Origin of the sequence: Metabacillus litoralis (assembly GCF_007994985.1) — a bacterium.
Lineage (GTDB): Bacteria > Bacillota > Bacilli > Bacillales > Bacillaceae > Metabacillus > Metabacillus litoralis.
In genome coordinates this window covers 99,539-123,464 of record NZ_VOQF01000006.1, presented here as the reverse complement: position 1 = coordinate 123,464, position 23,926 = coordinate 99,539, and the positions used below count along the sequence as shown (strand labels likewise).

Sequence of the window (23,926 nt, the reverse complement as noted above, 5' to 3'; positions counted from 1 at the left end):
GATGAGTGAAGTGTTAGCAAAAGGAAAAGCTGCCAAAGAAGCTAGTTTTGTTATGGTTGATATTTCAACAGAAGATAAGAACAATGCTTTAGCGTTAATAGCAAATCAATTGATCGATGATAAAGAATTTATTATAAGTGAAAATGCAAAAGATTTAGAAGCAGGAAAACGCAATGGTTTAACAGATAGTGTGCTTGATAGAATCATGTTAAATGAAAAAAGAATTCACGATATAGCAGACGCTATAAGGATGCTCATTAAATTAGAAGATCCAGTTGGCGAGGAACTGGAAACAATTGAAAAAGAAAATGGCTTGCTTGTTAAGAAAAAGCGAGTTCCACTTGGTGTAATAGGGATGATTTATGAAGCAAGACCTAATGTAACAGTTGATGCTGCAACACTAGCACTAAAAACAGGGAATGCTGTTATTTTAAGAGGTAGTTCTTCAGCGAGTTTTTCTAATCAAGCTCTTGTGAAATCCATTCATAAATCGTTACAAGTAAGCAAGTTACCAAAGGATGCAGTTCAACTTATAGAAGATACAAGTCGAGAAACAGCAAAACAGCTTTTTCATTTAAAAGAATATCTTGATGTACTAATTCCTCGTGGTGGAAAGAATTTGATTGATACTGTTGTAAGAGAATCAACAGTTCCTGTTCTTGAAACAGGAGCGGGTAATTGTCATGTTTTTATTGATCATTCCGCTGACTATAAAATGGCCGAAAATATTGTGTTAAATGGAAAGGTTCAGCGTCCGTCTGTGTGTAATTCCGTTGAAACCATTTTAGTAGAAGAAAAATGGTTTGCACAATATGGAAAAGATTTATTAGATGCTTTAAACAGTCAAGAAGTAGAAATATATGGTGACGAAGTTGTGAGTAGCGTATTTGGTGCAGCGAAATTGGCAACTGAAGAAGATTGGTATACAGAGTATTTAGCACTAACAGTTAGTATCAAGGTAATAACTGGTGTAGATGAAGCGATTTATCATATTAATAAATATGGAACAAATCATTCTGAGGCGATCGTAACAGAAGACGAACTTAATGCAAAGAAATTTCTTAACAAAGTAGATGCTGCAGCTGTCTATCATAATGCTTCCACTCGCTTTACTGATGGATCAGAGTTTGGTTATGGTGCAGAGATCGGTATTAGCACGCAAAAACTTCATGCTAGAGGTCCAATGGGATTACCTGCCCTAACTTCTAGTAAGTTCTTTGTTTATGGAACAGGTCAAACTCGTTAGTAAAGTTATTTGTTAAAATAGAATAAAGCCTATGATGAGAAGAAGAAATTAGTCCTTTGATACAAAGTGATCTTCTTCTTTTTTTGTATCCATTTTTTATAGCATTTGTGGTGAAGGGTGATTTTCTCTAAAGGTTGTTCGGCTGACAACGGGAAAGAATAGTAGAAACTCCTATTAGCAATTGTCCCGGGTTAGAGAAAATACATTAGAAAATGTTAAAATAAAGGTAATTAATACATTTTGCGTAAAGGGCAAGTGTAAAGGATACATGCAATCAATATTAAACTTGAGCTGTTTTTACTAAGGTTGGTATTTAACTGAACGAACTTAAATCATCGTCTGAAAATAAGAGGAGGGGAATTATGGATGAATTTACGTTTTTCCCACAGGGAGATCGAGCAGTAACGATAAAAATGGGTAAAGAGATCAACATTACTACTCATAAAAAGGTAAAGCTTCTATGTGAACATTTAAAATCAAATCCTTTTACTGGAATGATTGAGGTAACACCAAGCTATACCACTGTTACCGTTTTCTATGAACCGAAAGATCTTGTTTTAAATTCTATTAACGAGTCTCCTTATAGTGAGGTTGTAAGGATTTTGTCAACTATTATTTCATCTATTAACATAACGGAAAATACAGATCAAACTAAAACAATCTTGATTCCAGTATGTTATGGTGGCAAATATGGACCAGACTTAGCGGAGGTAGCAAAAATTCATCAACTTACAGAACAGCAGGTCATAAACATACATTCTAATCAGGATTATCTTGTCTATATGATTGGTTTTGCTCCAGGCTTTCCTTATTTAGGTGGGATGTCAGAAAAAATTGCAACACCGAGAAAGTCGACACCGAGAAACATGATTCCTATTGGAAGTGTTGGAATCGGTGGAGAACAAACAGGAATATATCCAATAGAAAGTCCTGGTGGATGGCAATTAATTGGTCGAACCCCAATCAAGCTTTTTGATGTAGAAAGAGAACAACCAAGTCTTTTAAAAGCAGGTGATGTTGTGAAATTTACACCTATTACCCAAGAGCAATATGAGAACTGGGAGGTGAGTTGATGACAATTGATGTTATCGAACCTGGGTTATCAACGACAGTTCAAGATACAGGTAGATATGGTTTTCAGGAATATGGAGTTGTTGTTAGTGGTGTAATGGATGAACATGCAGCAATAATCGCCAATGCTTTAGTGGGGAATAATGATCATGAGCCCCTTTTAGAAGTTACTTTAATTGGTCCAACGTTGACTTTTCGTAATGAAGCTATTATTTCACTATGTGGAGCTGATTTATCTGCAAAAATCAATGGTTTAACCATTCCTCTATGGAAACCTATTTATATAAAAGAAGGTAGTACTTTAACGTTTGGTCGACCAATCAAAGGATGTCGTAGTTATTTAGCTATTGCTGGAGGATTGGATGTTCCTGTTGTTATGAACAGTAGTAGTACATACAGTAGAGGAAAAATTGGTGGCTATAATGGACGACTATTAAGAAAAGATGATGTGTTACATAAAAAAGAAGCAATCAGTGAGTTTACACAAATACTTTATAACTATTTCAAATCGCATATTACTACTGCAGAAGCTTTTAGGTATGTACCTTGGACAGTTAGTACTAGTCTCATAGAAATGTATAGTAAAAAATCACCTATTCGTTTTATAAAAGGTCCACAATTCTTTGATTTTACTAAAGAATCTTTGGAACGCTTTAGAAAAGAGTCTTTTCAAGTGCTGACAAATTCAGATCGAATGGGGTATCGCCTGGAGTCATTTAAACTAGAGTTAAAACAAAATATAGATCTTTTATCAGAGGCTGTAACAATGGGAACAATTCAAGTTCCACCTGATGGACAGCCAATCATATTAATGGCAGATCGCCAAACAGTTGGTGGGTATCCTAAAATTGGCTATGTTGCAAGCATTGATTTACCAATCCTTTCTCAGGTAATACCTGGTGAGAAACTATCCTTTGAAGAAATATCGCTTGAAAAAGCACAAAAATTATTAATTGATCGAGAAGATCTTGTTAAAGAATTGAAAATTGGATTGCTTTTAGCCATTAGGAGGATGGAGCATGATGCAGGTTGATTTGAATTGCGATATGGGAGAGAGCTTTGGTTCGTATAAGATTGGTGCAGATGAAAATATCATTACAGTGATCACTTCGGCAAATGTAGCATGTGGATTTCATGCAGGTGATGCTACAACTATGAGAAAAACAGTTATATTAGCTATGAATCATTCTGTAAGTATTGGTGCACACCCTGGTTTTGATGATTTGGTTGGATTTGGTAGGAGAAATATGTCTCTTTCACTTCAAGAGATATATGATTTAATGATCTATCAAATAGGTGCTCTAAACGGTTTCGTTACGTCTGAAGGTGGAGTGCTTAATCATGTAAAACCACATGGTGCTTTATATAACATGGCAGCTAAAAATAAAGGAATGGCAGAAGTGATAGCAGAAGCTGTTTATAAAGTAAATCCAGAGCTGATTTTATATGGGCTTTCAGGAAGTGAGTTAATTGAGGCGGGAAAGAGGATTGGATTGCGAACGGCAAATGAAGTATTTGCAGATCGAACTTATCAAGAAGATGGTACCTTAACACCTCGAACTCAAGAAGGTGCATTAATCAAAACTGAAAAAGATGCAATCCTTCAAGTTCTCAAGATGGTAAAACAGCAAAAGGTAATAACAACAAATGGAACTGAAATACCCATTGTGGCAGACACAATTTGTATTCATGGAGATGGAGAAAACGCAGTCAGGTTTGCCAAAGATATTCATAAAGCTCTAATTGAAGATAAAGTTATTGTTAAAAGTTTGTAAATGGGGTCAGACCCCCATTTACGTTTTCGTCATATAAAGAACATAAGTTGAGCGATCTTCGTCAATTTCGGCGGAGATTTTTTCGTATTCTTCGTTTTCGATCCATAAATAATCATTTCCTATTAGTGATAGAACTTCTTCGTGTGAATATAGATCATATGTGAAGATTAAAGGTGATACATTGTATTCTTTATAATCACGAACTTCAAGAGTAACATGAGAGTAGTTTTCAGCATCTTCAAAAATATATTCTTCTGTCTCTTTTTCTACGTAAATGACATAGTACTCTTCTTCAAGACTTGTTGAGGTTTGTTTATAAACTTGTTTTTCTTTAATAAAAAAATCACAGTATCTACGGCAATAAATTTCAAATGGATCTGCAAAATCATAATGGTATAAGGCAGGATAATTATTGCGCTCATCATTCATTCTATATTCCAATTTATAACTTTTTTTCATATTTACCTCCAAAGAATTGGTTATTTTTACTATACTATATAAGATGGGTTAATGAAGGATAATTTTTCTAAGCTGGATGATCTATTTAGTGGTAGAAATGTTTATAATGACCTATTCTTAAGCGTGAATATATAATAAAGAAAGATGAAAGGAGGGTTGTTGAATGAAACAGATGAAAACAAAACAGCTATTAACTGGAGTAATTTCTGCGACGATGATTGCAGCTGCAGGCTGTGGAAATGATGAAGAGCTTCCACCAGTTCCAGAAGGAACAGATTGTGGTGATTGGGAATGGGAAGCAGATGAAGGAGTTTGGGAGTGTGATGATGATGCTTCCTCACATCGAGGTCATTATTTTTATGCTGGTAGCTGGTTTGCATCGAAAAACAGCTTAAGATCTAGCTCTGCTTATAAAAGCTATAAGTCAAGTAGTTCATTTAAAGGTGGAGGATCAGTATCAAAGTCCAGCTCTGGATTTGGATCAGGCTCTAGCGGAGGTTTCGGTGGATAATGGAACAAGAATTTAATGAACATGAACACACAAAAAAACGTGCTAAAAGCTATAATGAAATCAATTCTTTCTGGCATGATTTAAATGATAGTGAATATGGGTTGTTTGATATGGCATTTCTATCAGAACAAGATATTAAAGATATACAATTAGTAACTGAACGAGTTGGAAAAGTATTCTTTAAAACGGCGAATTTATTACGTAATTCACCAGATGAAACACTTTTACAGCTAGATATTCCACAAAGCATCCTTCCTTTTATACGGCATAAAGCATTACCTGTTGAAACAATAATAGCTCGTGTTGATCTTGTGAAAACAAAAGAAGGATTAAAGGTATTAGAACTAAATAGTGATACGCCTACTTTTGAAAAGGAAGTTTTTCATGTGAATAACTATCTTTGTCAGGAGTTTGATGTAACTGATCCAAATGAGGGCTTAGCAGCTATATTAGGTATAGAAATGAGAAAAGCTTTAGGTGAAGCTCTTAATCGAACACAATTCTCTAATCATCCTAATATCGTGTTTACTTCACATGATCAGAATGAAGAAGATAAACTTACAACTCAATTTTTAATGGAAACATCAAATGTTTTAGCAAAATATGTACCTCTACACAAGTTGACAATAAAGAAAAATGAAGGGTTGTATGATGATGAAGGAAATAGAATTGATGTTCTTTATCGACAAACATATCCTTTAGAGCATTTATTAGAAGATGTTTCCGCTGAAACAGGAGATCAGATCGGTGTTCAGCTGATTGAACTCGTTTTTACGAATAAGTTGATTATGTTAAATCCAATTTCTGCTTTCCTTTTACAATCTAAAGCTGTTCAAGCAGTTATCTGGGGTATGAAAGAGATAGATTCTCCGTATTTCTCTACAGAAGAAAAACAATGGATACATGCTTATTTTCTTCCAACCTATTTAGAAGAAGATTTGTTTTTGTCAAAAGGGTGGAAGTATGTGAAAAAACCAAGCTATGGAAGAGAAGGAGACACTGTATCCATCTTTCAAGGCACAAAAAAACTGGTAGAAGATCAGCATCATACATATGAGGAATCACTACCTGTTTATCAGAAATATGTTGAATTACCTTCACAAGAAATTAAAACGGTGACTGGAGTAAAGGAAGCAAAAATCTTAATAGGAAGCTTTTTAATTAATGGGAAAGCTTGCGGAATTGGCTTACGTGCTGGAAACCAAATCACGGACAATAATGCGTACTTTTTGCCAGTAGGTATAAAAAAGGAAAGAAGGGACTGAAGAGCATGACATTTACGGAATTATTTTTATCTACCTTATCTTATATTGGATTAGCAACTTTATTATTGTTAATTGGAATCATACTTTTTGAGGTTACAACTAAAAATAAAGAATTTGAACTTATTAAAAATGGTAATAAAGCAGCAGTATACGCATTCGGTGGGCGTATTTTAGGATTGGCGATTGTGTTATATTCTTCAATTGCAAACTCGGTAAATATTTTAGATATGATTATTTGGGGAAGCATCGCGATAATCATGCAAATTATCATATTTTATCTTGCTGAGCTACTAACACCAAAATTCAATATAACTAAAGCTATTGATGAAGACAATCAAGCAGTTGGATTATTTTTATTGTTTTTATCAGTATCAATTGGTTTAATTATTGCAGCTTCTTTAACATATTAATTGTTCTATATTCCATTTAAATTAATATTTACAAGCTCATCAGACTGATTAAAAACGCATAACTTTTCAGGCACAAAGACTTGAAAGGAGCGGAGTTACCCTGTTTGGTTTTGAGCATCACAGCAAGGTGATTAAAGAAGAAAGCGGACTTTTTGCGAGTCAAAGGAACTCTTTGACTCGCAAGTTTGTGAACAGAGTATAATTAAATACAAGCTTATCAGACTTCATAGCAACTATAAAATTATAAATATTTACCACTTAATCCTAAATAAATGAAACCAGATACGATCACAAATCCTATGCAAAATATTAATTTTCCCAGAGCTGACCATGATCTTATCCAGCCCCATCTTTTCCCTTCGGTATCTAGCCAATAAATATCAATAAAGACAGACAAAATAATCACTAGAAATACAACAAGAATCTGCATTCTCAATCTCCTAACTAACTTTAATTTTATTTTCCCTGTTATTCATTGACTACATTAAATTTTTCCTTGCTTAATCCAGCTCATAATCCGAAAACTACCCAAAACAGACACAAGGAAAAGAATAAGCATTATTAACAACCATACAGGTAAGCGATTTATCTCTATTAATCCTTCTGTATTAGAGATAATAAAAAATAACACAACTATTGACATTAAGTAACAAAATACATTAGGAATGATCCACAGAATTCGCATCTTTTTATTTTGCATAAATACCACACTCCTTATTATCACTACGAAGGTAAACAAAAAAGGTTTCATAGCATTCAAAATTGACAAAGGTGAATTTTGGTATTTCACATAAGTTAGTATAAATTTGGAAGTCATTGTAAATGTTAAAAGGGCAAAGATATGAAGATAGTCCACACCAATTACATTTAAAGCCCTTCTAAAAAAGATGATAGGAAGCATTTTTATGACAAAAACATCCAAGACAGAAGCGATTTTATGGAGCATTGCATTACCGGGATTTGCGCAGTTTTTAAACGGGAAGATTATAAAGGGTACAGTTTTTATTTTACTGGAATTTTTAATTAATATTAACAGTAATTTTAATAAAGCAATAATGGCAAGCTTTTTAGGTGAGATTGATCAGGCATTTCAAGTGGTCAATTTTCAATGGTTAATGTTTTATCCTTGTGTATATATGTTTGCGATGTGGGATGCGTTTAAAGATGCAAATGGTGATGTGGCTCCTTTTTCTTATCTGCCATTTGTTTGCAGTGCTTATACAGTCACTGTCGGTTTAATGTATTCACCTATTGTTAAGGTAAATGGTTTTTTATTAGGTCCCATTTGGGTACCAATTCTTGCACTTATACCAGGATTAATAATTGGATTTACTATTATGAAGCTGATTAAGATTAAGAAAAGCTCCTAATTCTTTAGGATTGAGTAAATTTTAAACATTGTACAAAATTAAACCCCTAATAAAACTAATCCTTCTAGCGTATTATTTATGAAGGTGTTGGTTTTATTTTTTTTATTTTCACATGCAGCTAGAAACTACATAATTCTTAAACTAAACAAAATTTAAGAAAATAGCATTTTACAAAAGAATTTATAGTGAAATCATCCTTTGAAGATTACTATTTGTTAAAATAAACCATAGAAAGATTATTCAGTTTTTAAAGTATGTTTTTGAACTTCAATAGAGTGAAAATCATTAAGAATAAATATGCAAACAAAGAATTCTATGTGAGGAATACTTCGTTAAAATAACGTGTTTGCAGGAGGTTAACATGATAAATGAAAAACAATTAATTCATAAAACTTTTTATGAATCATTTTTATCAAATGATGATAGAAGAATACCGGTAGAGATACTTGGGGAAGCATATTTCCAAGAACAAAATAGTGAAGAAAGCTATGACTTATCATATATTCGTTTTGCTCAGGGTGAAATTTATTTTCAATATCATGATTATGAAACAGCAATATTTAAATGGGAAAATATAAAAAATGAGTTAGAGCAATGGGCTAAAATGAATATTGGTGATGCCTATTATAAGTTAGGGTTACTTTCTGGTGCTGAAGATATGTACAACTCAATCGAGACAGATGTTTCCACTTTAAACAGTGAGGTTGCTTTGAAGTTATTTTCCCTTTATAAAGAAAGGAAGAAAATAGAAAATGCCTATGAAATTATCCAGCATGCTGTAAGTCTTAATCCAGATTATCCAGAAGTCACAAAGCTTGCTAGAGAGTTTTATGAGGAAAATCAAGATGATCAGCAATTAGTCATGCTGGCTGTTTCAGAATCGCTACGTACAGGAAGTAGTGAATGGTTTTCTATCTTAATAGCTTATGTCAAAGCAGGTCAATCAAAGGATTTCTCTCCGGAATATTTTATTGATACGTTGTTAATTATGTTTGAAAAAAGCAAGATCATTTTTGTGGATATGATAAAGGCCTTATGGCAGAGCTATAGAGAACAAGAAAATTATATAAGCTGGCTTAACGTGTTAAATGAGTTGCTATTATCAATAGAAACGGAGGAGGACTATTATTGGGATCAACTGATCCCATTATTTGAGGAAACATTTATTGAACTAACAGAAGGTACATATTTGTTAGAGAACATAAAATCTGTTATCCCACGGTTAGTTGCTAGCTGGTTAAAGCTCTCAACAAAAACAAATGCTCTTTTTCCATCAGCTATTGCATTAGCTTGGAATGAGATTTTTCCTTCAACAATGATTCAAGATGCAATATCTAAGGCGGAAACGATTATTTTCGATGCAGATAATAATAGAAAAAGCTTAAGTGAAGCACTACAGCTCTTTAACAATATAAATAGTTGGGCAAGAAGCCATACGCTTGATATTGATTATAAACTCAGATGGTGGACTGAGGAATTCATCGATAGAAGTGTAAAGCAGCATCTTCTTCTTTTAGGTAATCACGGTTGTGGTAAGACAACATTTATTCACTCTTTATTAGGTGATAAAATATACACTGGTTCTACACCATCTTTTGTTGTGTTTCGTGATCATGAAGAATTAAACATCATTCAAATAACTGAACATGGAGATCAAGAGTTACCTAATAATACAGAATTACTTTATCAGATGGAAAAAAATCCAGCTGCTCTTTATCAAGTGAAAAGACCTTGTATTACATTACACGAACAACAATGTGCATTAATAGATACACCACCAATTAATAGCAGTGCACAGGTAAGAGATGAACTTTTTGAATCTGTATTGCTATCTGATGGAGTGATCTTTGTTATAGATGGAACTGCTCCGTTACCTGATAGAGAATATGATTTGTTATTCCAGATGAAAAATTTTGCACCTGATATTAAGGTGAATTTTATCTTAAATAAGGTTGATTTAGTTGCAAGTGATGCAGATACAGAACAAATTATCGGTGAAATTAAATTTAAAGTACACTCCATCTATCCAAATGCAGAAATCTTACCTTATTCATCCTTATATCCATTTAGTCAGCAAATAAGTAAGTTAAACAGGTTTCTAGATACACATTTTCCTTTAGATATACAGCAAGTAGAAGAAAAGCGAACGGCGAAAATCTTAACAGTGATTAGAAAAGTGATAGCACATTTACTGCAAAAACGAGTTGATATGGAAAAGGGATTTGCACATTCTATACAATGGAATGAAGATATATTAGGTCGATTAAAGGGATTTAATAATATATTAACAGACATGCAGCATGAAAAAGTAAAATCTCTAATTACTGCTTATCGTTCATTAATAACTAATGTTAAAGTTGAATTACAAGAAGCATTACCGAGTTTACTTAAGGAGAGCGCAGAATTTATCAAAGAAGATAGTGATTTTAAACAAATTCATGTTGAGCTTAATGATCACATGAATAAAAAAATTAAGGATTATGTAGAGGAAAAGCTACTACCGACAATTAGTCATCAACTCGAAACCTGGGTATTGGCATCACATGATGAACTACATGAAAGTCAGACTTATTTAGTTGAAATGAGTGAAACTTTTAATGACATTTATCAAGAAGAAAAACTATTATTAAAATGTGATTTTTCAATTTTATATGATTGGCGTCGAGATATTGACCGAATGATGGCAAGAATCTTTTATGAAAATGAGAACATTATGCTTAAAAATAAACCAGCTCAAATCCTTTTAAAAGGAGTCGGAAAGATTTTTGGAGCAATGAATCAAAATAATACCGTGCTATATAATCAATATAAAAAGTATGTAGAAAATGAATCATATGAAGAAGTAGCAAAAACAATTAGTAATAAGTTGTTCTTACCTCTTGAATTATTTGAAAAAGGTTTAAAGCAAGACATAACGACATTCTTTACTAGCTCTATTCAGGAAGTAGAAAATATTATTAATGAGACAAGAGACAATATTGAAAATGGTAAAAATGAGTTAGATAGAATGAAACAAAGTCCAGAAGTTTTTTATGATCCATTAAAATTATTTGAGGTAAACTTGTTGCAGCAGGAATTTATGCTACAGGCGAAAAGAGGATATAGTCGTAGTTTTTAATAGTAAAAGAGGCTTGTTTCATATGTGATTTATCACGTATGAAACAGCCTCTTTTTTAGGCTATTTTACTTTGTTAAATTGTTAATTTACGTTATAGGCATTTGCTTTTCGTGAAAAAAATATTTATCAGTTATGAATTAAACTATTTTTTAGTTTAAAGGAGTATAATGGAATAAAAAATATTAGACTGACAGGAGAAAGTACATATGAAAAAATTGAATAAACGTTATATAAATAGATTATTAATTCTTCTTTTAATTCTAGTCATTATTGCTTTTATTCCAACTCCATATTATCTTTATCAGCCTGGAACGATAGAGGATCTAGAACCTAAGATTACAATAGAGGGGGCGAATAAAGATGAACAAGGCAGTTTTAATTTAACTACGATTTTATCTGTAAAGGCATTTAACCCTTATATATTAGCATACGGTTTAATCGCACCACACACTGATATTAAGAAAGAAGAAGATGTAAAAGGTAACTTAACAGATAAAGAATATACGAACTTATTAGATTTCATGATGCAGAATTCAAAACAAAATGCTTTAGTTGCAGGATTTACAGAAGCAGGAGAAAAAGTGGATATCAGTTACAATGGAATTTTTGTTAGTTCGATCTTATCAAATTCCCCAGCAAAAGAGATTCTTGAAGTAGGAGATATTATTACAACTATAGATGGAAAAAAACTGAGTGATGTACCAAGTTTCATCTCCTATATTGAAGAAAACAAGAAAGCTGGTGAATTTGCAGAACTTTCAATTCTAAGAGGTGAAAAAGAGCTTGTTGAATCTGTTGAAATGATCTCGTTAGATTCATCATCAAATAAAGTTGGAATAGGAATTGTTCCAGAAGAGGAATTTACTGCTACAGTACCAAAGGAAGTGAAAATTAATAGTGAAGATATTGGGGGACCTTCTGCTGGGCTTATGTTTTCACTAGAAATCCTCAATCAATTAACTGAGGAGGATTTAACGAAAGGTTACAAAATTGCTGGAACAGGTACCATTGATCATACTGGAAAAGTAGGGCAAATTGGCGGAATTACACACAAAATTACAGCTGCATCCGAAGAAGGTGTTGAGATTTTCTTTACACCTAAAGATATAACAAGCTATGATCGAAATCAAAAGGATATTGTGGCTGCGGTAAAAGAAAATGGTTATGATATTCGGGTTGTACCTGTAGCTACATTGAGTGAAGCTGTTGATTATTTAGAGAAGTTGGATCAGAAGAAGTGAAGAGTTTAGAGTGGGAGGAGCCATGTAGGTTTCTCTTTTTTTGTTAGACTTTGTTAACTTTGTTGTTGATTTCTGTTAAAGAAATTCGCTTTGCTAGGAAATAATAAGCGCCTTTTTTCCTAGGTATAAGACAGATTAGCATTTTCTATTTCTCTTACTTGAAGTAAAGTTTTTTCAATATTAAAGTATTCTCATTGGAATTTTTAACAATAAAGAAGATGCTGGACATAAGTATTAAAGCTAGTGATAAACCCGAATTATTAGGTGATATATCAATTAATCATTCGCCTAATAGTTCAGGTTTTATTTGCTGTCTTCAATAGAATTTTTGGTTTTGCATACTATTTCTAAGAACTAGTGGAATGGAGCGGAAGATACTCGGGCACCTACGGGAATTGAGGAAAGGCTGAGACCCCGCAGGCATAGCCGAGGAGACTCAGCTTCCTCCCCGGCGAATGGAGTGTCTGCAGCGCAATGGAACGAACTTGTTTCTTTCAGATTAACTGAATTTAGATTTATTCGTCTTTTGTATGACTTTTTTTAATTATGTCCCAACCTCTAAATCATTTGACGAAACTTAAACTAGAGGTTCTGGTTTTTCACATGTACTTTCCATTCGATAGTGTGTACCATTGTCAGATGAGTCATGGAATGCATGCATGGCTTCTAATACATGGTAAGCTAATTCACCATTTGCACGGTATTTTTCACCATTTAAAATAGCTTTGACCATATCTGCTACACCAAGTCCTCTGCTGTTTTGAGCATAGCCTTTTGATAGTGGAATTTCTATAAACTCTTTTTCATCTTTTTTCCTAATACGAACTGGTCCACCAAATGTGTTTGGATCTGGAACGAGTAAAGTTCCTTCACTGCCATAAATTTCGATAGGAGGAAGAGAAGATCCACCCATAGCATCAAAACTTGTTGTGATAGTACCGATTGCACCTGATATAAAATCAATTACTCCAGAGATATGAGTAGGAGTTTGAACGTTGATTATTGTTCCAGCTTTTGGTTCGCTCGTCACTGTCCTATTTTGATAACTAATACGAGTTGATCCAGATATTTTTTCAATTGGTCCTAATAGTGCAACTAGAGCTGTTAAATAATACGGTCCCATATCAAACATTGGGCCACCACCTATATCATAGAAAAAGGCAGGGTCTGGATGCCAATGCTCAGTGCCACGTCCAATCATGAAAGCAGAAGCTCCTATGGGAGTACCGATTTCTCCTTTCTCAATTAAATGGATAGCCGTTTGTATTCCAGCACCTAAAAAAGTATCTGGTGCACTGCCTACCAAAAGATTGTACTTTTTAGCTGTTTCTAAAATGTGTCTTCCTTCTTCTCTAGTCACTGCAAGTGGCTTTTCTGTATAAATATGTTTCCCAGCTTCAAGAGCCTGGATACAAACTGTGGCATGAGCTTTTGGAATGGTTAAGTTAATAATCAATTGAATCTCAGGATCAGCGAGTAATTCTTCAACAGAGTATGCATTAGGAACACCGTATCTAGCTGCTTGTGATTGAGCACGCTGTTCATCTAAATCAGCACAAGCTACCAGATCAAGATGATCAAATTTTTGACAATTTTCCATGTAGATAGAGCTTATGTTTCCACAACCGATAATACCTATTTTGAGTTTCTTCATATTGAACCCTCCATTATTTTATAAAGATTATTAAATTAATAACGTAAGAGATTATTGGCTATCTCCCATTCCAGTATAGAAACGACCATTTGTTGAAGTGGCTAACCCTGTAGTGCGTTTTTTACCTTCAGCGGTCCATAAAAATCCTCTACGCATCATAAGTGAAACTTCTGGCATGGCAACAATATTTGCTTTATGACCTAATGAGTTATAAAAGACATGACCATGTCCCCAACGTTTTGTCCAAACTACTGGCATAGCGACAGGTTTATTTGTTGCATGTGGTCCATCCACAACAGGAAAGCTGGTCGTCGCTAATACTTCAACAGCTGGGTCCACATGAAGATAGTACTGCTCACTCACAACCTTAAAATCAGAGAGACCTTCTAATAGAGGATTTGTCGTATCCTTCATGTTGACCATATATTCCACACCATCATTTCCTGGGTGTGCCACCCAGTTTCCACCCGTCATAAATTGCCAGTCAACATTGTTTCGAAAAGAATCACACATACCTCCATGACAGCCTGCTAATCCTACACCGTTTATGACGGCCTCTGAAATATTGAGAACATATTTCTTGGGTATATCTCCCATAGTCCAGTGTGGAACAATTAAGTCTAACGATTGCAGTTTTTCAGCATCAGCATACACATCTAATGAAGAAGAAATTTCCACATTGAAATTTTCTTCTTCTAAAATGTTTTTAAAGATTTGTGAAATTTGTTCTGGTTCATGACCATCCCATCCACCCCATACAATTAGTGCGCTTTTTTTCATATCAACCACTCCTTTATTCTATTAAACTTCTGAAATAGAAACCCATTGACGTTTTTCAATCGATTGATCAACTGCTTCTAATACTTGTTGACATTTAACACCATCATGGAAATTTGGTACAGGTTGTCGATTTTCTTTAAATGCTTCCATTAGTTCAACCATTTCATGTATAAAGGTGTGCTCATAGCCGATTGTATGTCCTGGTGGCCACCAATTCTCAGCAAAAGCATGTGCTGGATCTGTTGCTAACACACGGCGGAAACCTTGCACATCTTCATGGTCATCTGTAAAGTACACTTGTAATTCATTCATGCGTTCAAAGTCAAAAATGACACTACCTTTGCTACCGTTAATTTCGAATGAATTCGTGCAACGATGTCCAGTTCCATAACGGGTAGCTTCAAAGCTTCCTAACGCACCGTTAGCAAAACGAGTCATAAATAGAGTGGCATCATCAACAGTAACCTTACCTTTTTCAGCTTGAGCATTGCTACTGTTTGCTGATAACCCAGTTGTATTCGTTGCGATAGGTCGTTCTTTAATGAATGTTTCACTCATCCCAATAACTTCTGTCATATCACCGATCAAATAGTGTGCTAAATCAATTAAATGTGCACCTAAATCACCATGAGAGCCAGAGCCTGCAATTTCCTTTTGAAGTCTCCAAGCAAGAGGGAAGTTAGGGTCCACTAGCCAATCCTGTAAAAACCATGCACGATAATGATAAATATCTCCTAATTTTCCTTCTTCAATTAATTTTTTTGCTAACATAACAGCAGGAGCAAAGCGATAATTAAAGCCAACCATATGTTTCACACCTGCTGCTTCAACAACCTTTAGCATTTCACGTGAATCCTCTAATGTAAGCGCTAACGGTTTTTCGCAGAAAATATGTTTACCTGCTTTAGCTGCGGCAATTGTAATTTCTTTATGTACATCACTTGGTGCATTAATATCAATTAAATCAATATCTTCTCGCTTAATAAGGGCTTTCCAATCTGTTGTATATTCTTCCCAGCCAAATTGTTTCGCTGCTTCTGCAACTCCTTTGGCATTCCGACCACAAATTACCTTCATTTCAGGTCGAACTGTGTTTGGGAAAAAAAGAGGTAAATCACGATAAGCATGACTGTGAGCTTTCCCCATAAACTTGTAACCAATCATTCCAATATTTATTTTGTCCATAATATTTCCTCTTTTCAAAGTTTGATAGAAAGTATTTTATAAACAAAAAAATCTAAAATAAGTATTAATGCCGATTATTAGCACAATATTAGTGCACATGTAATGAAGATTCTCTTTCAATTAATGAAACGGATAGTTTAATCATAATTTGCTCATTTATATCATGTGTAATGGATTGAAGAACCTTCTCAGCTGCTAATTGTCCCATTTCATAAAGTGGAACATTTACAGAACTTAATGATGGAGTGGTCATTTTTGCGATTTCAGAGTTATCATAGCCGATAATCGCATAATCCTTACCAGCATGAAAACCTAATTCATTAAGCTTTTGCATAAGGCCAATAGCCATTCGGTCATTCGCTGAAAGAATTGCTTTTGATTTTGTTAATAAGGTAGAAATTTTGTCTCCAGCTTTATATCCGCTTTTTCGACTATAATTTCCTTCGAAAATTAATGCCTCGTTCAATGATATTCCTTTTTGACGAAGTGCTTTATTATATCCTTCAAGTCTGTCTAGACTATTAGAAAATTCGAGCGGTCCATTTAAAAACAGAACTTGTTGAAATCCTTTTTCTAGTAAAGCAGTTGTTGCTTGATAGCTACCATCCACATGATCTGCATCAATAAAATGAAAATGCTGCTCAGAAAAAGCTTGATTAATAAGACAGTAGGGCAATTTCAATTGATGAAGTTTTTCAATTGCCTCTAGTTCATTTTGGTTATGTCTGGCACCTAAGATGATACAGCCGTCTACTCTTTGTGAGTGAAAAAGCTGAACATAATCTTTTCGTTCATCAGGTCTTTGAAATATTAACAATAAACCATATCCTAATTCACCAAGTCGTGCGCCAATCCCACTAACTAGCTCTGAAAAATAATGAGTAGACAGTAAGTTCACTTTTGGAAGATAAGGAACGATAACACCAATGTTATTGCTTTTTCCTTTTGCAAAGTTTTGCGCAATAACATTAGGGTGATAATTTAGCTCTTTCGCTGCTTGTAATACTTTTTGTTTTGTCTGCTCTCGCAAAGGCGAGATATTGTTGAATACCCTAGAAACAGTAGCTTCGGAGACTCCTGCTAATCGGGCAACATCTTTTCTACTAGCTAATTTATTCACCCCCTGTAACTATTATGTACACGCGTTCATTTTCTCTTTTTTTGAAAAGAATGTCAATGGATAACAATAAAATTAATGATGATTTTGCTACTCATCACTGCTTTATTAGATTTAATTTTAAAACAGTCAAAAATTTTAAAAATTCATGTTTATTTTCTTGAGATTAGGGTAAATTGCAATAGACAGTATCCCCCCTGATACTTTCTATATGAAAAACTTGAGGAGCCTTCATACCTTTGTATGGAGGCTTTTTTTTATGGGCTTTTTTACCTGTTTTGGAAAATGGTGTTGAAACATAGTTTGGTAGGCTTTATAATCAAAAATGTAACCGTTTACAAAAATTGAAACTGAAACAAACATAGAATGATAAGTTATCCGCAAGGAGAATGGTACATGGTAAAAATGCGTGATGTAGCAAAATTAGCAAATGTTTCAGTCGCAACAGTTTCTAGGGTTCTACATAATCCAGAAACTGTAAAGGAGGCAACGAGAAATAAAGTACTAAGTGTAATTGATGAGGTAAATTATAAACCCAACATGCTAGCTCGACAGTTTCGAAGAAATGAAACAAACATAATTCTCGTAGTTGTACCTAGTATTATAAATACAGTATTTTCTGGAATTATAGAAGGAATAGAATACGAAGCAGCAAGTCATGGATATCGTGTGTTACTAGGTAATACAAATAGAAAAGTTGAAAACGAATATAACTTAGTTGATTTACTAAAGAAAAGGCAAACAGACGGTATGATTCTGTTATCTGAAAGGATGGATCCCAACTATATTAAGTCTTTAAGTGAAGAATATCCTCTAGTTCTAGCTACAGCATATATTGAGGGATTAAAGGTTCCATCTGTATCAATCGACAATGTTAGTAGTAGTCGAGAAGCTGTTGAACATCTTATAAGTCTTGGTCACAGAGAAATTGCCCATATAACTGGACCCTTGCAATTTGCGATTTCTAAAGGTAGATATAGTGGTTATCGACAAGCGTTGATGCAGAATAATATTGAAGTTCGGAATATGCTAGTTCAAGAGGGAGATTTCACCTTTGAATCTGGCTATAATCAAATGCTGAAATTAATGGCAATTGAAAAAACACCAACTGCAATTTTTGCAGCAAATGATGAAATGGCTATGGGAGCAGTAAAAGCAGCGAAAGAACTTGGACTTGATGTTCCCAAAGATATTGCTGTTGTAGGATTCGATAATATTACATTTTCATCTAAATTTGACCCAGCCATAACGACAGTAGCACAACCGCTTTTTGAGATGGGTCAAAAGTCTATGAAATTATTATTACAACAAATTCAAGGAAAGCCAATACTTAAGTCACAATATATATTAGAATGTGAATTACTTGTTAGGGATTCCTGTGGTGGAAAAATAAAAGAAAAGGTAATGAATGAAGAAATTAGTACATAAAATGTAATCGGTTACAATTTAAAGGGGGTGAGTAGCGGAAAGTCGTTAGTAATCGTGAATATAATTGTAACCGGTTACATTTTAACTGTTAGAAAGGGGGATTATTTTGGCAAATATTCAATACAGTTTACAGTTATACACTTTACGTGAAGAGACTGGAAAAGATTTTATAGGTACATTGGAAAAGGTAGCAAAGCTTGGTTATCAAGGGGTCGAGTTTGCTGGATATGGAGGAATAAAAGCATATCAAATGAGAAAGGAACTTGATCGACTAGGACTGAAAGCAAGTTCTAGCCACGTGCAACTATCACTGCTTGAAAGCGAATTAGAGCAAGTCATTGAATATCAGCAAATAATTGGTAGTCAACATGTTGTATGTCCTGTACTCCCAACTGAAAGAAGATCAAAAGAGGCTTACTTTGAGCTCATTCCAATCTTAAATGCAATTGGACGAAAGTGTCATGAAGCAGGAATAACTCTTTCTTATCATAATCATGACTTTGAATTAGTGAAGTTAGATAATGGCAAAATGCCTCTAGAACTCCTATTAGAGGAAACAAATTCTGAATGGGTTAAGGCAGAGTTTGATATTTACTGGTTAACTAAAGCCGGAGAAGATCCAGTTCTGTGGTTAAAACGATATGGAGGAAGAACACCGCTTGTTCACATAAAGGATATGACAACAGATGGAGATGAATTTTTTGCAGAGTTAGGAACTGGTGGTGTAAATCTAGATGGGGTACTTAAGCAAGGGGAACAATCGAAAGTAGAGTGGTTTGTTGTTGAGCAGGACAGATCAAGAAGCTTGCCTCTAGATAGCATAGAAATTAGTATGAATTATCTGAAAAGTAAGAAATTAATTACTTTTTAAAAAGTCTAATAACGAAAACAAAGGGGATGGAAGAATTGAAGAAATTACTATCCATTTTAACAATTATGGCTGTATTACTTCTAACTGCTTGTGGACTTAACGGGGGTGGGTCAACAGCGGAGACTACATCAGATGCAGATTCAAGTAAAACAAATGATGAGAAAAAGACATTAGAATTCTGGCATATTGACACAGGGGAAAAAGAGTTAGTTTATGAAGAAGCAGTTGAGAGATTCAAAGAAAAGCATCCAGATGTTGAAGTAAAGATATTACAAATTCCTAATGATGCTTACAAACAAAAGTTATCAGTTGCTATGTCTGGTAATGATGCCCCAGACGTATTTCATAGTTGGGGAGGCGGCTGGTTAAAGAACTTTGTTGATCAAGGAAAAGTGTACGATATCACAGAAGAAACGGATAAATCTCACTTTAATGAACTTGCGCTAAACAATGCCACTTTTGATGGTAAGGTATATGGTATGCCTTTAAGCCTTTCGATTGATGTTGTTTTTTATAACAAGGAGATATTTGATAAATACGGATTAAAAGCACCAAAAACATATGATGAGTGGCTTAATGTTATTGATACGTTAAACAAAAACGAAATTATCCCTATTGCTTTAACAAACCAAACAAAATGGCCAGGTGCTTATTATCTAATGAATTTTGCAAGCAGAATTGCCGGTCCTGAACTGTTTGAGAGTGCATTCAATAGAGAAGGAAAAGGTTTTGATGATCCTGCTTATGTTGAGGCTGGAAAATATATTCAAGAGTTAGTAGAAAGAGATGCCTTCAATCCTGGATTTAACGGTGTTCCATATGATGAAGGTCAAGGTCGTCAGTTAATGTATACTGGTCAGGCTGCAATGATGGATATGACTATCTCATTTTTAAATAATGTAAAACAAGAAGCTCCGGAATTTAAAGAGAAATTAGATTTCTTCTTATTCCCAACACTTCCTAATGGTAAAGGAGATCAAACACATGTCGGAGCAGCAACTGGGCCTGTATGGTCAGTAGCACAAAACAGTGAAAATCACGATTTAGCTTCTGAACTTGTTAAAGAATTAACTAGTGCAGAAACAGCTCAAAATTATACAGATAGAACAGGTTCTCTAACAGCAATTAAAGACGTTGTTCCAGCAGATGAATTCACAAAACGATTTTATGATGTTGTACAACAAGCAACTCATTTACAAATGCCTTATGACCAAACACTTCCACCTGAATTAGCAGAATTACACAAAGATACAACACAAGCCATTTTTGGGCTAGACATGACACCTGAAGAAGCAGCAAAAAAAATGGAAGAAAAGGCTAAAGAAGTTTTAAAGTAATAAAAATAGGAGGGGTTTGTCCCCTTCTATTTTAGAAAAGGAGTGACTGCCAATGAATACACCTGTAAAAACGGCTGATAGACCTGGAGTAGTTAAGCTTAATACAGTTACAAAGTATAAAAAAATTAGAAGTGCATTAACGATTAGCGCATTTGTTGCACCAGCGATTATTATATATGCTGTTTATGTTTTATTTCCTATTATGTCCACTCTTATGTACAGCTTTTATGAATGGGATGGAATGGGTGTAGGAGTATTTGTAGGTTTGCAGAATTATATTGATCTATTCAAAGATGCTGTTTTTTGGAGAGCTCTTACAAATAATACATGGGTAGTATTAACTTCAGTTTTTGCTCAAATTCCTCTTGGTTTAATTATGGCATTAATGTTATTTGCACCTATTAAAGGTATTAAATTCTTTAGTAGTGTTTATTTCTTTCCATTTCTCATGTCAACTGTGGCCATCGGATTATTATGGGTCCTAATGTTTGATCCATTAAATGGGGTAATTAATAGCATAATAAATGTATTTGGTTTTGAAAACGTTTCATGGCTAAGTGAAACGAATACCGCATTATTTGCTGTGTTATTAGTTATTGTTTGGCAATTCTCCCCATTTTATATGATTCTTTTTAAAGCTGCGATTGTTGGAATACCTGGCGAATTATATGAAGCAGCTGAAATTGATGGTGCTAGTTCTTTTCAAAAGTTTTTTAACATTACATTACCACTTCTAATGCCAACGATCGTAAGCTCCTCTATTTTAGCTATTGTAGGATCATTAAAAGCATTTGATATTTTCTATATTATGACAGGTGGAGGTCCTAACCACGGAACGGAATTACTGGGAACATATATGTTTAAGCAAGCATTTATTAACTTTAACATGGGCTATGCAAGTGCAATTGCCTTTATTATGTTCTTTTTAGCTCTATTCGTTACTATTATTATTCAGGTTATGGATCATTTTCGTAAAAAGAAAGGAGCCTACGGAATATGATAATGAGGTTAAAGAAACTACCCCTTTATATTATTGCTTTTATGTTGTTAATTTTCACGGGTTTTCCTTTCATTTATATGATTTCAACTTCTCTCAAATCACGTAGTCATTTTTTTGAGGAACCATTTGCGTTATTTTCATCTTTTAGTTTAGAAAATTTCACATCAGTTTTTGAAATGGGATTAACCCGATACTTCATAAATAGTATTTTTGTATCAATTATAGCTGTAATTATTGTCATGTTTGTAGCTGCATTGGCAAGCTACCCTTTAAGTAGGATGAAATTCAAATTAAACAAAGTTCTTTTCTTACTATTTATATCAGGAATGATGCTTCCTATTCATGCCACGCTTATTCCGATCTTTAAACTTACACAAAGCATGGGAGTATTTGATACGATATGGGCATTATTGGGGCCTTATATTGCATTTAGTCTCCCTATCTCAATTTTTATTTTAACTCAGTTTATGCAGGAAATTCCTAAATCATTAGAAGAGGCAGCAAAAATGGATGGTTGTAACCACTTCGGGATTTTCTGGAGAGTGATTCTCCCTATGTTAACACCAGCTTTAATGACGGTGTTGATCTATAACTTTATCCATCTTTGGAACGAATTTATTTTTGCACTTGTTTTAATTTCAAGCCCAGAAAACATGACATTACCTTTAGGATTACAAGACTTTAAAGGAGAATTCTCAGTAAATATACCGGGTCTTATGGCCGCCTTAACATTAGCAAGCTTGCCTATTCTTGTTGTTTATCTTTTCTCTCAAGAGAAAGTTGTAAAAGGTTTAGCAGGTGGGGCCGTAAAAGGATAAAACAAAAAATGGAGGTAGGTAATGATGACAAAAATCAAGGTTGGAGTTATTGGCTGTGGAAGTATCGCAAGAAGACGTCATTTAATTGAGTATGCAAAAAATGATAATGTAGATATCGTAGCAGTGTGTGATGTTGTGAAGTCACGTGCAATTGAAATGGCTGAAAAATATGGTGCAAATGCATTTGAACAATACGAAGAAGTTATTAAACTTGCAGAAGTAGATGTGATAAGTGTTTGTTTACCTAATAATCTTCATGCTCCAGTTTCAATTGCTGCTTTAAATGCCGGTAAACATGTTCTTTGTGAGAAACCTATGGCAACATCAAGAGAAGAAGCAGAAAAAATGATAGAAGCAGCCAAACAAAATGACAAAATATTAATGATTGCGCATAATCAACGCTTTGTATCATCTCACCAGAAAGCAAAACAAATAATAGAAAGCGGTGAAATAGGAAAGATTTATAGTTTTCGAACAACATTTGGTCATCCTGGACCAGAGAGATGGAGCATTGATGGGAGAAATAGCTGGTTCTTTGAAAAAGAACAGGCATTCATTGGTGCACTAGGTGATTTAGGTGTCCATAAATCAGATTTAATTCGCTATTTATTGGGAGATGTAGCGGAGGTTAGTGCATTTGTTGAGACATCTTCAAAAGAAGATACACAGGTAGACGATAACGCAGTGGCGATTTTGAAAATGGAATCTGGTGTAATTGGAACATTAGCAGCTAGTTGGTCATATGTAACCAGTGGAGACAACTCTACTATTATATACGCTGAAAATGCTGTTTTAAGATTAGAAGATGACCCAGGCCATTCACTAATTGTCCAATATAAGACAGGAGAGGTTGTGAAGTATCAATTAGATAAAATTCAAACAAATGATGAAGGGGGTCAAACGAATACACATGTTATTGATCACTTTATCGACTCTATCATAAATAAAAAAACACCACTTATAACTGGAGAAGAAGGTAAAAGATCACTTGAAGTAATTTTAGCAGCACTTGAATCTAATGAGACGAAAAAAGTAGTGAAAATATAAGCATTAAAAAATAAGGTTGGGACATAAGTATTTAAGCTAATGTTAAACCCGAATTATTAGGTGATATTTCTATTAAACATTCGCCTAATAGTTCGGGTTTTTATTTGCCGTCTTCAATAGTTTTTTTGAGTTTGCATACTATTTTAAGGAACTAGTGGAATGGAGCGGAAGACACTCGACTCCTACGGGAATTGAGGAAAGGCTGAGACCCCGCAGGCATGCC

Annotated in this window: 23 protein-coding genes; 16 read left to right on the top strand and 7 right to left on the bottom strand. The window is 34.2% G+C overall.

Annotated features, from left to right (window positions below; genetic code table 11):
- Position 1: 1 nt before the first annotated feature.
- The 4 genes from FS935_RS11475 to FS935_RS11460 all read left to right on the top strand — a co-directional run bounded on the left by FS935_RS11475 (position 2) and on the right by FS935_RS11460 (position 4,092).
- Positions 2–1,246: a glutamate-5-semialdehyde dehydrogenase gene (locus tag FS935_RS11475; RefSeq protein ID WP_146948667.1), complete on the top strand. Its 1,245-nt coding sequence runs from the start codon at positions 2–4 to the stop codon at positions 1,244–1,246.
- Between the two features lie 362 nt (positions 1,247–1,608).
- On the top strand, positions 1,609–2,319 hold the full coding sequence (gene pxpB, locus FS935_RS11470) for a 5-oxoprolinase subunit PxpB (protein ID WP_146948665.1): 711 nt from the start codon (positions 1,609–1,611) through the stop codon (positions 2,317–2,319).
- Complete coding sequence (locus FS935_RS11465) at positions 2,319–3,350, top strand: 5-oxoprolinase subunit C family protein (RefSeq protein WP_146948662.1); 1,032 nt, start codon at positions 2,319–2,321, stop codon at positions 3,348–3,350. The genes pxpB and FS935_RS11465 overlap by 1 nt, the downstream gene beginning before the upstream one ends.
- Positions 3,337–4,092 (top strand): 5-oxoprolinase subunit PxpA, encoded by a 756-nt coding sequence (locus FS935_RS11460; protein ID WP_146948660.1) that lies wholly within the window; start codon positions 3,337–3,339, stop codon positions 4,090–4,092. Before FS935_RS11465 ends, FS935_RS11460 begins: the two co-directional genes overlap by 14 nt.
- A gap of 18 nt (positions 4,093–4,110) precedes the next feature.
- Here the strand turns inward: FS935_RS11460 and FS935_RS11455 are convergent, their stop codons facing one another.
- The gene (locus tag FS935_RS11455) at positions 4,111–4,551 is read right to left on the bottom strand and encodes a hypothetical protein (RefSeq protein WP_146948658.1); all 441 of its coding nucleotides are present in this window, start codon (positions 4,549–4,551) and stop codon (positions 4,111–4,113) included.
- A gap of 163 nt (positions 4,552–4,714) precedes the next feature.
- Here FS935_RS11455 and FS935_RS11450 point away from each other — a divergent pair, with 163 nt between their 5' ends.
- Genes FS935_RS11450 through FS935_RS11440 form a run of 3 tightly spaced genes read left to right on the top strand, consistent with a single transcriptional unit; the run spans position 4,715 to position 6,737 of the window.
- On the top strand, positions 4,715–5,062 hold the full coding sequence (locus FS935_RS11450; protein ID WP_146948656.1) for an aminotransferase yhxA: 348 nt from the start codon (positions 4,715–4,717) through the stop codon (positions 5,060–5,062).
- On the top strand, positions 5,062–6,327 hold the full coding sequence (locus tag FS935_RS11445; RefSeq protein WP_146948654.1) for a glutathionylspermidine synthase family protein: 1,266 nt from the start codon (positions 5,062–5,064) through the stop codon (positions 6,325–6,327). The genes FS935_RS11450 and FS935_RS11445 overlap by 1 nt, the downstream gene beginning before the upstream one ends.
- Positions 6,328–6,332: 5 nt before the next feature.
- Positions 6,333–6,737, top strand: a complete 405-nt coding sequence (locus FS935_RS11440) for a DUF350 domain-containing protein (protein WP_146948652.1) — start codon at positions 6,333–6,335, stop codon at positions 6,735–6,737.
- Positions 6,738–6,978: 241 nt separating this feature from the next.
- Here FS935_RS11440 and FS935_RS11435 read toward each other — a convergent pair whose 3' ends face one another.
- Positions 6,979–7,167, bottom strand: coding sequence for a hypothetical protein (locus FS935_RS11435; protein WP_146948650.1), 189 nt, complete (start codon positions 7,165–7,167; stop codon positions 6,979–6,981).
- Positions 7,168–7,221: 54 nt separating this feature from the next.
- Positions 7,222–7,437, bottom strand: a complete 216-nt coding sequence (locus FS935_RS11430) for a hypothetical protein (RefSeq protein WP_146948648.1) — start codon at positions 7,435–7,437, stop codon at positions 7,222–7,224.
- A gap of 205 nt (positions 7,438–7,642) precedes the next feature.
- On the opposite strand from FS935_RS11430, the gene FS935_RS11425 reads away from it, so the two are divergent.
- The 3 genes from FS935_RS11425 (at position 7,643) to FS935_RS11415 (ending at position 12,466) form a co-directional block, all read left to right on the top strand.
- The gene (locus tag FS935_RS11425; RefSeq protein ID WP_146948646.1) at positions 7,643–8,107 is read left to right on the top strand and encodes a hypothetical protein; all 465 of its coding nucleotides are present in this window, start codon (positions 7,643–7,645) and stop codon (positions 8,105–8,107) included.
- A 361-nt stretch (positions 8,108–8,468) separates the two neighbouring features.
- Positions 8,469–11,225: a GTPase domain-containing protein gene (locus FS935_RS11420; RefSeq protein ID WP_146948644.1), complete on the top strand. Its 2,757-nt coding sequence runs from the start codon at positions 8,469–8,471 to the stop codon at positions 11,223–11,225.
- Between the two features lie 206 nt (positions 11,226–11,431).
- On the top strand, positions 11,432–12,466 hold the full coding sequence (locus FS935_RS11415) for a SepM family pheromone-processing serine protease (protein WP_146948642.1): 1,035 nt from the start codon (positions 11,432–11,434) through the stop codon (positions 12,464–12,466).
- Positions 12,467–13,043: 577 nt separating this feature from the next.
- Here the strand turns inward: FS935_RS11415 and FS935_RS11410 are convergent.
- From FS935_RS11410 to FS935_RS11395, 4 genes are all read right to left on the bottom strand, one after another.
- The gene (locus FS935_RS11410; RefSeq protein ID WP_146948640.1) at positions 13,044–14,120 is read right to left on the bottom strand and encodes a Gfo/Idh/MocA family protein; all 1,077 of its coding nucleotides are present in this window, start codon (positions 14,118–14,120) and stop codon (positions 13,044–13,046) included.
- Between the two features lie 51 nt (positions 14,121–14,171).
- The gene (locus FS935_RS11405; RefSeq protein WP_146948638.1) at positions 14,172–14,900 is read right to left on the bottom strand and encodes a ThuA domain-containing protein; all 729 of its coding nucleotides are present in this window, start codon (positions 14,898–14,900) and stop codon (positions 14,172–14,174) included.
- Between the two features lie 21 nt (positions 14,901–14,921).
- Positions 14,922–16,085 carry a Gfo/Idh/MocA family protein gene (locus FS935_RS11400; protein ID WP_146948636.1) on the bottom strand — a complete coding sequence of 388 codons (1,164 nt, stop codon included), beginning with the start codon at positions 16,083–16,085 and terminating at the stop codon, positions 14,922–14,924.
- A gap of 88 nt (positions 16,086–16,173) precedes the next feature.
- Positions 16,174–17,205, bottom strand: a complete 1,032-nt coding sequence (locus tag FS935_RS11395) for a LacI family DNA-binding transcriptional regulator (protein WP_146948634.1) — start codon at positions 17,203–17,205, stop codon at positions 16,174–16,176.
- 393 nt (positions 17,206–17,598) lie between these two features.
- Here FS935_RS11395 and FS935_RS11390 point away from each other — a divergent pair, with 393 nt between their 5' ends.
- The 6 genes from FS935_RS11390 to FS935_RS11365 all read left to right on the top strand — a co-directional run bounded on the left by FS935_RS11390 (position 17,599) and on the right by FS935_RS11365 (position 23,703).
- The gene (locus tag FS935_RS11390; RefSeq protein WP_146948632.1) at positions 17,599–18,630 is read left to right on the top strand and encodes a LacI family DNA-binding transcriptional regulator; all 1,032 of its coding nucleotides are present in this window, start codon (positions 17,599–17,601) and stop codon (positions 18,628–18,630) included.
- 106 nt (positions 18,631–18,736) lie between these two features.
- The gene (locus FS935_RS11385; RefSeq protein WP_146948630.1) at positions 18,737–19,501 is read left to right on the top strand and encodes a sugar phosphate isomerase/epimerase family protein; all 765 of its coding nucleotides are present in this window, start codon (positions 18,737–18,739) and stop codon (positions 19,499–19,501) included.
- 35 nt (positions 19,502–19,536) lie between these two features.
- On the top strand, positions 19,537–20,838 hold the full coding sequence (locus FS935_RS11380) for an ABC transporter substrate-binding protein (protein WP_146948628.1): 1,302 nt from the start codon (positions 19,537–19,539) through the stop codon (positions 20,836–20,838).
- Between the two features lie 52 nt (positions 20,839–20,890).
- The gene (locus tag FS935_RS11375; RefSeq protein WP_146948626.1) at positions 20,891–21,838 is read left to right on the top strand and encodes a carbohydrate ABC transporter permease; all 948 of its coding nucleotides are present in this window, start codon (positions 20,891–20,893) and stop codon (positions 21,836–21,838) included.
- Complete coding sequence (locus FS935_RS11370) at positions 21,835–22,656, top strand: carbohydrate ABC transporter permease (RefSeq protein WP_146948624.1); 822 nt, start codon at positions 21,835–21,837, stop codon at positions 22,654–22,656. Before FS935_RS11375 ends, FS935_RS11370 begins: the two co-directional genes overlap by 4 nt.
- A gap of 24 nt (positions 22,657–22,680) precedes the next feature.
- Entirely contained in the window at positions 22,681–23,703 is a 1,023-nt protein-coding gene (locus FS935_RS11365; protein ID WP_146948622.1) for a Gfo/Idh/MocA family protein, read from the top strand.
- Positions 23,704–23,926 lie beyond the last annotated feature (223 nt).